General features: G+C 47.6%; 15 protein-coding genes and 1 pseudogene. All 16 read left to right on the forward strand.

All coding sequences use genetic code 11. The annotated features are described in order from the left end of the window. Nucleotides 1-43: 43 nt before the first annotated feature. Entirely contained in the window at nt 44-586 is a 543-nt protein-coding gene (gene rplF, locus ABGT54_RS11740) for a 50S ribosomal protein L6 (protein WP_346664243.1), read from the forward strand. A gap of 17 nt (nt 587-603) precedes the next feature. Then, a complete protein-coding gene (gene rplR, locus ABGT54_RS11745) occupies nt 604-972 on the forward strand; it encodes a 50S ribosomal protein L18 (RefSeq protein ID WP_346664244.1) in 369 nt (122 codons plus the stop codon). 14 nt (nt 973-986) lie between these two features. Further along, nucleotides 987-1,487, forward strand: a pseudogene (rpsE, locus tag ABGT54_RS11750) (30S ribosomal protein S5); the annotation flags it as partial. A gap of 25 nt (nt 1,488-1,512) precedes the next feature. Continuing rightward, a complete protein-coding gene (rpmD, locus tag ABGT54_RS11755; protein ID WP_346664245.1) occupies nt 1,513-1,692 on the forward strand; it encodes a 50S ribosomal protein L30 in 180 nt (59 codons plus the stop codon). 31 nt (nt 1,693-1,723) lie between these two features. Further along, a complete protein-coding gene (gene rplO, locus ABGT54_RS11760; protein ID WP_346664246.1) occupies nt 1,724-2,164 on the forward strand; it encodes a 50S ribosomal protein L15 in 441 nt (146 codons plus the stop codon). Continuing rightward, nucleotides 2,164-3,480, forward strand: coding sequence for a preprotein translocase subunit SecY (gene secY / locus ABGT54_RS11765; protein WP_346664247.1), 1,317 nt, complete (start codon nt 2,164-2,166; stop codon nt 3,478-3,480). The genes rplO and secY overlap by 1 nt, the downstream gene beginning before the upstream one ends. A gap of 263 nt (nt 3,481-3,743) precedes the next feature. Further along, a complete protein-coding gene (locus tag ABGT54_RS11770) occupies nt 3,744-4,388 on the forward strand; it encodes an adenylate kinase (protein WP_346664248.1) in 645 nt (214 codons plus the stop codon). A gap of 3 nt (nt 4,389-4,391) precedes the next feature. Further along, a complete protein-coding gene (map, locus tag ABGT54_RS11775; RefSeq protein WP_346664249.1) occupies nt 4,392-5,156 on the forward strand; it encodes a type I methionyl aminopeptidase in 765 nt (254 codons plus the stop codon). A gap of 17 nt (nt 5,157-5,173) precedes the next feature. Next, on the forward strand, nt 5,174-5,434 hold the full coding sequence (locus ABGT54_RS11780; protein ID WP_346664250.1) for a KOW domain-containing RNA-binding protein: 261 nt from the start codon (nt 5,174-5,176) through the stop codon (nt 5,432-5,434). 4 nt (nt 5,435-5,438) lie between these two features. Next, nucleotides 5,439-5,657, forward strand: coding sequence for a translation initiation factor IF-1 (infA, locus tag ABGT54_RS11785; protein WP_346664251.1), 219 nt, complete (start codon nt 5,439-5,441; stop codon nt 5,655-5,657). 148 nt (nt 5,658-5,805) lie between these two features. After that, complete coding sequence (gene rpmJ / locus ABGT54_RS11790) at nt 5,806-5,919, forward strand: 50S ribosomal protein L36 (RefSeq protein WP_003022746.1); 114 nt, start codon at nt 5,806-5,808, stop codon at nt 5,917-5,919. A 252-nt stretch (nt 5,920-6,171) separates the two neighbouring features. Then, complete coding sequence (gene rpsM / locus ABGT54_RS11795) at nt 6,172-6,540, forward strand: 30S ribosomal protein S13 (RefSeq protein ID WP_346664252.1); 369 nt, start codon at nt 6,172-6,174, stop codon at nt 6,538-6,540. Between the two features lie 36 nt (nt 6,541-6,576). Further along, a complete protein-coding gene (gene rpsK / locus ABGT54_RS11800; protein WP_204908394.1) occupies nt 6,577-6,972 on the forward strand; it encodes a 30S ribosomal protein S11 in 396 nt (131 codons plus the stop codon). A gap of 78 nt (nt 6,973-7,050) precedes the next feature. After that, on the forward strand, nt 7,051-7,644 hold the full coding sequence (gene rpsD, locus ABGT54_RS11805) for a 30S ribosomal protein S4 (protein WP_346664253.1): 594 nt from the start codon (nt 7,051-7,053) through the stop codon (nt 7,642-7,644). Nucleotides 7,645-7,676: 32 nt separating this feature from the next. After that, nucleotides 7,677-8,636 carry a DNA-directed RNA polymerase subunit alpha gene (locus ABGT54_RS11810; RefSeq protein ID WP_346664254.1) on the forward strand — a complete coding sequence of 320 codons (960 nt, stop codon included), beginning with the start codon at nt 7,677-7,679 and terminating at the stop codon, nt 8,634-8,636. 127 nt (nt 8,637-8,763) lie between these two features. Continuing rightward, complete coding sequence (locus tag ABGT54_RS11815) at nt 8,764-9,300, forward strand: L17 family ribosomal protein (RefSeq protein WP_346664255.1); 537 nt, start codon at nt 8,764-8,766, stop codon at nt 9,298-9,300. The last annotated feature ends 62 nt before the right edge of the window (nt 9,301-9,362 follow it).

Consider the following 9,362-nt stretch of genomic DNA (forward strand, 5'->3'; position numbering starts at 1 on the left):
GCAAGCATCTGCTCCGAAAATCTAAGTTAAGGAGGAACAGGCAATGTCACGAATTGGTAGACTGCCCGTTGCGATCCCCGCAGGAGTAACTGTAGAGATTGCAGAAAATAATAAGGTGACTGTTAAGGGACCCAAGGGAACCCTTGAAAGAGAACTTCCGACCGAGATGGAAATCAAACAGGAAGGCGAAGAAATTGTAGTTACAAGACCGAATGATCTCAAGAAAATGAAATCACTGCACGGTCTTACAAGAACACTGATCAACAACATGGTTGTTGGTGTTACAGAAGGATATCAGAAAGTCCTGGAAGTAAACGGTGTGGGATACAGAGCAGCAAAGTCAGGAAACAAACTGACACTGAGTCTTGGATACTCTCATCCAGTTGAAATGATCGATCCTGAAGGCGTTGAGACTGTTGTTGAAGGACAGAACAAGATCACCGTTAAGGGTATCGACAAAGAAAAAGTTGGCCAATACGCAGCTGAAATCAGAGACAAGAGAAGACCGGAGCCGTATAAGGGCAAGGGAATCAAGTATGCTGATGAAGTGATCAGACGTAAAGTTGGTAAGACTGGTAAAAAATAAGTAAGGAGAGTGTGAAAATGGTTAGCAAAAAATCAAGAAGTGTAGTTCGTGTTAATAAGCACAGAAAGCTCCGCAACCGTTTGAGCGGTACGGCCGAGTGCCCGCGTCTGGCTGTGTTTAGAAGCAACAATCATATGTACGCACAGATCATTGACGATACAGTTGGGAATACTCTCGTATCTGCTTCCACTCTTCAGAAAGACGTGAAAGCAAATCTGGAAAAAACCAACGACGTTGATGCAGCGGCATACCTGGGAAAAGTAATCGCCGAGAAGGCGCTGGAAAAAGGCATTAAAGATGTTGTCTTTGACAGAGGCGGCTTTATATACCAGGGAAAAGTTCAGGCATTAGCAGACGCAGCTAGAGAAGCTGGGTTGAATTTCTAGGAGGAGGAGCACACATGAAACAGGAACGTATTGATGCTAGTCAGTTAGAATTAAATGAAAAAGTAGTGTCAATTAAACGTGTAACCAAAGTTGTTAAGGGTGGCCGTAATATGAGATTCACAGCTTTAGTAGTTGTCGGCGATGGAAATGGCCATGTTGGTGCAGGTTTAGGAAAAGCTACTGAAATTCCGGAAGCGATCCGCAAAGGAAAAGAAGATGCTGCAAAGCACCTGATCACAGTAGCGCTGAATGAAAATGAAAGTATCGTACACGATTTTATCGGAAAGTTCGGAGGAGCTTCTGTACTGCTCAAAACAGCTCCGGAAGGTACCGGTGTGATCGCCGGAGGTCCGGCCCGTGCCGTGATCGAGATGGCGGGAATCAAGAACATCCGTACCAAATCTCTCGGATCCAACAATAAGCAGAACGTTGTTCTTGCTACCATCGATGGATTACGTCAGATCAAAACTCCGGAGGAGGTTTCCAGACTTCGCGGAAAATCAATCGAAGAGATTTTTAGGGTAAGGAGGGGACCGCAAAATGGCAAACTTAAAAGTTACTTTAGTAAAATCTACCATCGGCGCCGTACCGAAGCACAAAAGAACCGTGGAGGCACTGGGACTGAAGAAGACAGGCAGAACGGTAGAGCTTCCGGATAATGCAGCGACAAGAGGTATGAACAAACAGGTACAGCACCTGGTAAAAGTAGAAGAAGTATAAGAAACACATTTTGTAAGAAGGAGGTGTCATCATGGATTTATCAAACTTAAGACCTGCAGACGGTGCAAAGCATAGCGATAATTTCAGAAGAGGACGCGGACATGGTTCTGGTAACGGCAAGACGGCCGGCAAGGGACACAAAGGTCAGAAGGCCCGTTCCGGCGGCACAAGACCGGGATTTGAAGGCGGTCAGATGCCATTGTACAGAAGAATCCCCAAGAGAGGATTTACTAATAGAAACACCAAAACTATCGTTGGGATTAATGTCAGCGCACTGGAAGTATTCGACAATGACGCAGTAGTTTCTGTAGAGACTCTGGTAGAACAGGGAATCGTAAAGAACCCAAGAGACGGGGTTAAGATCCTTGGAAACGGAGAACTGACCAAGAAACTTACCGTTCAGGCAAATGCATTCAGCGCAGGCGCTGTAGAAAAAATCGAAGCGTTAGGTGGAAAAGCAGAGGTGATCTAATGTTAGATACATTCCGTAGGGCATTTCAGATCCAGGATATTCGTAAAAAAATCTTATATACTTTTATGATGCTGGTAGTGATCCGCCTTGGATCACAGCTGCCGACACCAGGGGTAAACGCAGAGTTTATCCAGAACTTTTTTGCACAGAATACCGGGGAAGCGTTTAACTTGTTTAACGCTTTCACCGGTGGATCTTTTGAACAGATGTCTGTATTTGCACTGAGCATTACGCCGTACATCACATCTTCCATCATTATGCAGCTTCTGACCATCGCCATTCCCAAGCTGGAGGAGATGCGTAAAGAAGGTGAGGACGGAAGAAAGAAGATCGTTGCGATCACCCGTTATGTTACGGTGCTCCTTTCGCTGATCCAGTCATCTGCCATGGCAATCGGCTTTGGCCGCCAGGGACTTCTGGTAGAATACAACTTTGTCAATATCGTCATTGTTATCCTGACACTGACCGCAGGAAGCGCTTTCCTGATGTGGATTGGTGAAAGGATCACGGAAAAGGGCGTAGGAAATGGTATCTCCATCGTGCTTGTGATCAATATCATTTCCAGCATCCCAAGCGATATGACCAGACTGTATGAGCAGTTTGTCAAAGACAAACCGATCGCTTCCGCCAGCCTGGCTGCAGCGATCATTCTTGCGATTATCTTCGCACTGGTGGTATTCATTGTTGTACTCCAGGGAGGCGTTCGCAGGATCGCGGTACAGTATTCCCAGAAGATCGTGGGAAGAAGAAGCGTAGGAGGACAGTCCTCTAACCTTCCTCTGAAGGTCAACACCGCAGGCGTTATTCCGATCATCTTTTCATCTTCTTTGATGCAGACTCCGGTCGTGATTGCTTCCTTTATGGGGAAAGGCAACGGAGACGGGATCGGAAGCCAGATTTTAAGAGGATTAAACCAGAGCAACTGGTGTGATCCGGATCAGCTTCAGTACAGCTGGGGACTGATCGTATACATCGTACTGACTGTATTCTTTGCATATTTCTATACGTCGATTACATTTAACCCGATGGAGATCGCCAACAACCTGAAGAAGAGCGGCGGATTTATCCCCGGCATCCGACCGGGAAGACCCACCATAGAGTACCTGACAAAGATCCTGAACTATATTATCTTTGTAGGCGCATGCGGCCTGGTGCTTGTACAGCTGGTGCCGATCCTCTTTAACGGATGGCTGGGCGCGCAGGTTTCCTTCGGCGGAACTTCGCTGATCATTATCGTCAGCGTCGTACTGGAGACGATGAAGCAGATCGAATCACAGATGCTTGTACGCAATTACAAAGGATTTTTAAATAGTTAGCATTTTCAACTCGCGGAATCATTTTCGCGGGTTAAAGTGCTATTTAGAGTTATAAGTCACACCTTGGACAGGGTCAGAAAGAGATCTTCGTCATGCTTGCATGTAAGAAGAGAACTTTCTGATCCTGGTACAGGGCGTAGCCTGTAACCGCCCCTGCATAAGCAGTCTTAGTGCGTCAGCACGGGACTGAAGCGCGTAAGCGCGACGAGTGCGTATGCAGGGGCGTCCAGGGTGTGACTTGTCACAAGAAAAGGAGGTATAATATGAAGGTTGTTATGTTAGGCGCTCCCGGAGCGGGAAAAGGAACCCAGGCGAAGAAGATCGCCGCAAAGTATTCCATTCCACACATCTCCACCGGAGATATTTTCCGTGCAAACATTAAGAACGGCACGGAGCTTGGCAAGAAAGCAAAGACCTACATGGATCAGGGACTGCTGGTTCCGGACGAACTGGTTGTGGATCTGGTGGTAGACCGCGTGAACCAGGAAGATTGTGCAAACGGATACGTTCTGGACGGTTTTCCGCGTACCATTCCTCAGGCAGAGGCGCTGACCAAAGCGCTGGCAGCCCAGGGACAGAAACTGGATTACGCCATTGACGTAGATGTTCCGGATGAAAATATCGTGCGCCGGATGGGCGGACGCCGCGCCTGTGTCGGATGTGGGGCTACCTATCATCTGGAATATGCGCCTCCGAAACAGGAAGGGATCTGTGACAGCTGCGGCGGCGAGCTGATCCTTCGGGACGATGATAAGCCGGAGACTGTGACAAAGAGACTGAATGTTTACCATGAACAAACCCAGCCGCTGATTGACTACTACACAGAGGCGGGAATCTTAAAAACAGTAGACGGAACCGTGGATATTGAAGAGGTATTCCGGTCTGTCACCGAGATACTGGGAGCGTAGATCATGCCAATTACCATAAAATCGCCCAGAGAGATTGAACTTATGAGGGAAGCCGGGCGGATCCTTGAGATCGTACATCAGGAACTTGGAAAAGCGCTGCATCCGGGGATGACGACCGGTCAGATCGACGCGCTGGGAGAGGAAATCATAAGAAGCTACGGCTGTACGCCGTCCTTCCTTGGATATAACGGTTATCCGGCTTCCATCTGCGTATCAGTCAACGATGAGGTGGTCCACGGGATCCCGGGTCCGCACCGGTTTATCCGGGAAGGAGACATCGTAAGCCTGGATGCAGGCGTGATCTATAAAGGATATCACTCCGACGCTGCCCGTACCCACGGCGTCGGGGAGATCAGCGAAGAAGCGAAAAAGCTGATCCGGGTAACAAGAGAAAGCTTTTTTGAGGGTATAAAGTATGCCAGAGAAGGCAATCATCTATTTGACATTTCGGCTGCCATCGGCAGGTATGCGGAAAGCTTCGGCTACTCTGCGGTGCGGGATCTGTGCGGGCACGGGATCGGGACGGCGCTCCATGAAGCGCCGGAGATTCCCAATTATGTCATGAACCGCAAAGGAGTGCTTCTGAAGGCGGGGATGACCCTGGCCATCGAACCGATGATCAATGCCGGCAGATACGAGGTGGACTGGATGGATGACGACTGGACGGTAGTGACCAGGGATCATTCCCTGTCAGCCCACTATGAAAATACGGTGCTGATCACAGACGGGGATCCGGTGCTGCTAAGCGGGCAGAATGAGCATCCGTAATAATCAGGAGTACAGATATGGACAAATTTGAGACAGGAATGCTTGCCCGTTCAAAGGCAGGGCACGATACGGGCAGGGTCTATGTGATCACCGGCGCCGAAGAAGCATATGTGTTTTTATCAGACGGAAGGTTAAGACCACTGGACCGGCCCAAAAAGAAAAAGAAAAAGCATGTTCAGATCATTCTGGAAAGACATGATCTGGAAGGCGCCGATGACAGTAAGATCAGACAGATACTGAAAACTTGGAATCAGAAAGAAGGAAAACAGGAGGAGTAAAGGAATGTCAAAAGCTGACGTCATTGAAATTGAAGGAACCGTAATAGAAAAACTGCCGAACGCCATGTTCCAGGTGGAGCTGGAGAACGGCCACCAGGTGCTGGCTCACATCAGCGGCAAGCTTAGGATGAATTTTATCAAGATCCTGCCGGGAGACAAGGTAACACTGGAGCTTTCCCCCTATGATCTTTCCAAAGGAAGAATTATCTGGAGAGATAAATAAAAAACTATTGACTTTCGGAAAACGCCGGTGCTATAATGTATAGGCGCGTTTCCGGGCATTTCTATGCCCATGCCCCGGCGGCTGATTTTAAATCGGGGGGAGCGTGCAGAGACTTTAACAACAGCAATGGATGAAAGGAGGATCCCCCATGAAGGTTAGATCATCAGTAAAACCAATTTGCGAAAAATGTAAAGTAATTAAAAGAAAAGGAAGCATTCGCATCATCTGCGAAAACCCGAAGCATAAACAGAGACAGGGATAATACCTGACAATTGTTTATTAACTTAGGCGGCTGATAGTACTGACACGCCAGGCGGTGTGTAGACTATTTAAATATACAAGGAACACCTGTAGCCGGTGAGATTCCTCGTATATTGCTTCTAATGCCGGCCCGTCATTACCGGTGTATGCCGGTGGCCGGAAAGGGTGTGAATACCGACACACCTGGATGGCGCCAGCCATCCCTATTAAAGACAGTATCAGAAAACAAACTAAGAAATTGGAGGAAATTCACATGGCTCGTATTGCAGGTGTAGATTTACCAAGAGACAAACGTGTTGAGATCGGACTTACCTATATCTATGGAATCGGAAGAGCAAGCGCTACCCGTATTCTTTCAGAGGCAGGCGTAAATCCGGACATCCGCTGCAGAGATCTGACAGACGAAGACGTTAAGAAGATCAGCGCAGTGATCGATGAGACACAGGTAGTAGAAGGTGATCTTAGAAGAGAGATCGCTCTTAACATCAAGAGATTACAGGAGATCGGATGCTACAGAGGTATCCGTCACAGAAAAGGACTTCCGGTGCGCGGTCAGAAGACAAAGACCAACGCAAGAACCAGAAAAGGTCCGAAGAGAACAGTAGCAAACAAGAAGAAATAATAAATAAGAAAAAGGAAAGAGTAGGTTAGTTTTATTATGGCAAAGAGAGTTACAAAAAAAGTGACAAAGAAGCGTGTCAAGAAAAACGTTGAACACGGACAGGCACATATCCAGTCATCTTTTAATAACACCATCGTTACATTAACAGATGCACAGGGTAATGCTCTTTCATGGGCAAGTGCAGGTGGTCTGGGATTTAGAGGTTCAAGGAAATCTACCCCTTATGCAGCACAGATGGCAGCAGAGACTGCAGCAAAGGCAGCATTAGTGCATGGTCTGAAATCCGTTGATGTTATGGTAAAAGGACCGGGATCCGGAAGAGAAGCAGCGATCCGTGCCCTGCAGGCATGTGGAATCGATGTAACCAGCATCAGAGACGTAACGCCGGTACCGCACAACGGATGCCGTCCGCCGAAGCGCAGAAGAGTCTAGTGACGGATTGACTGGTGACGATTTCGTAAAACCACCTTATAAATAATCTGTGTAAAAAGATCAGGAGGAAAATATAGCATGGCAGTAAATAGAGTTCCGGTTCTGAAAAGATGCAGATCCCTTGGAATGGATCCGGTATATCTTGGAATTGATAAAAAGTCCAACAGACAGCTGAAGAGAGCCAGCAGAAAGATGAGCGAGTACGGCCTTCAGCTTCGCGAGAAACAGAAAGCAAAATTTATCTACGGCGTTCTGGAGAAGCCGTTCAGAAACTATTTTGAGAAAGCACAGCGCATGAGCGGTATGACAGGTGAGAACCTGATGCGTATCCTGGAGTCCAGACTGGACAACGTGGTATTCCGTCTCGGCCTTGCCAGAACCAGAAGAGAGGCAAGACAGATCGTTGACCACAAGCATGTGCTGGTAAACGGCAAGCAGATCAACATTCCTTCCTACCAGGTAAAGGCAGGAGATGTGATCGAGATCAAAGAAAAACACAAAAGCTCACCCAGATACAAAGGAATCACAGAAGTTACAGCAGGACGTCTTGTGCCGGAGTGGCTGGAGTCCGATCTGGAGTCTCTGAAGGGAACGGTAAAAGAGCTTCCCAGACGTGATGAGATCGATGTGCCGGTTGACGAGATGCTGATCGTCGAGTTGTATTCTAAATAATAATCCGTAACACCACAGGAGGTGGAGCAATCGTGTTTGATTTTAATAAACCTAATATTGAGATAACTGAAATATCTGAAGATAAGAAATATGGAAGATTTGTTGTAGAGCCTCTGGAAAGAGGTTATGGAACAACATTGGGTAATTCCTTGAGAAGAATCATGCTTTCCTCTCTGCCGGGAGCTGCGATCAGCCAGGTAAAGATCGACGGCGTGCTTCATGAGTTCAGTTCCATTCCGGGTGTGAAAGAAGATGTTACAGAGATTATCATGAACCTGAAATCTCTGGCGATCAAGAATACATCTGAGACAGATGAGCCAAAGACTGCATACATTGAGTTCGAGGGCGAAGGCGTTGTTACCGGAGCAGATATCCAGGCAGACCAGGATATTGAGATCATGAATCCGGAGACCGTGATCGCTACACTGAACGGAGGAGCAGACAGCAAACTCTACATGGAGCTTACCATCACAAAAGGCAGGGGCTATGTAAGTGCTGATAAAAACAAAAATGAAGATCTGCCGATCGCGGTGATTCCCATTGATTCCATCTATACGCCCGTTGAGCGTGTGAATCTGACAGTGGAAAATACCCGTGTAGGCCAGATTACAGATTTTGACAAGCTGACACTGGATGTATACACCAATGGTACGCTGATGCCGGATGAGGCGGTCAGCCTGGCTGCGAAAGTGTTGAGCGAGCATCTGAAACTCTTTATCGATCTCTCAGAAGTGGCACAGGCTGCAGAAGTTATGATCGAGAAAGAGGACGATGAGAAGGAGAAGGTGCTGGAGATGAGCATCGACGAGCTGGAATTATCCGTTCGCTCCTACAACTGTCTGAAGAGAGCCGGCATCAATACGGTAGAAGAGCTGACAAACCGGACGCCGGAAGACATGATGAAGGTACGGAACCTGGGAAGAAAATCCCTGGAAGAAGTCCTTGCAAAATTAGATGAGCTGGGCTTGAGCTTGAGCCGCGGAGAAGAATAGTCTCCCGCTCTGAAGCGACCCGTAAAGACAAATATTTCCGCCGGTAAGCCCGAAGCGCTCGGCGGAGCATTTGGCTAGTAAGCCCGAAGAATGCGTAACCAAATGTAGAATATGGAGGATATGAAAAATGGCAAAATACAGAAAACTTGGCAGAACATCAAGCCAGAGAAAAGCGCTGCTTAGAAACCAGGTAACTGCTCTGATCAACAATGGAAGAATTGTTACCACAGAGGCTAAGGCAAAAGAGATCCGTAAGATCGCAGAAGGCCTGATCGCCATGGCAGTAAAAGAAAAAGATAACTTTGAAGAGGTAACCGTAAAGGCAAAGGTTGCACGCAAAGATAAAGATGGCAAGAGAGTCAAAGAAGTGGTAGACGGCAAGAAAGTAACCGTATACGACGAAGTTGACAAGAAGATCAAAAAAGATATGCCCAGCAGACTGCACGCCCGCCGTCAGATGCTGAAGGTTCTCTATCCGGTAAAGGAAGTTCCGACTACTCCGGCCGGAAAGAAGAAAAATACCAAACAGGTAGATCTGGTTGCAAAGCTGTTTGACGAGATCGCACCGAAGTATGAGAACCGCAAGGGCGGATATACAAGAATCGTGAAGATCGGCCAGCGTAAAGGTGACGCTGCAATGGAAGTTCTGATCGAGCTGGTATAGTCTGAAATTAAGAAACGTAAAGAAACCGCCGGAACCGGGCAGAATCCCGGGGCTGGCGGTTT

Source organism: uncultured Merdimonas sp. (genome assembly GCF_963929015.1).
Taxonomy (GTDB): domain Bacteria; phylum Bacillota; class Clostridia; order Lachnospirales; family Lachnospiraceae; genus Merdimonas.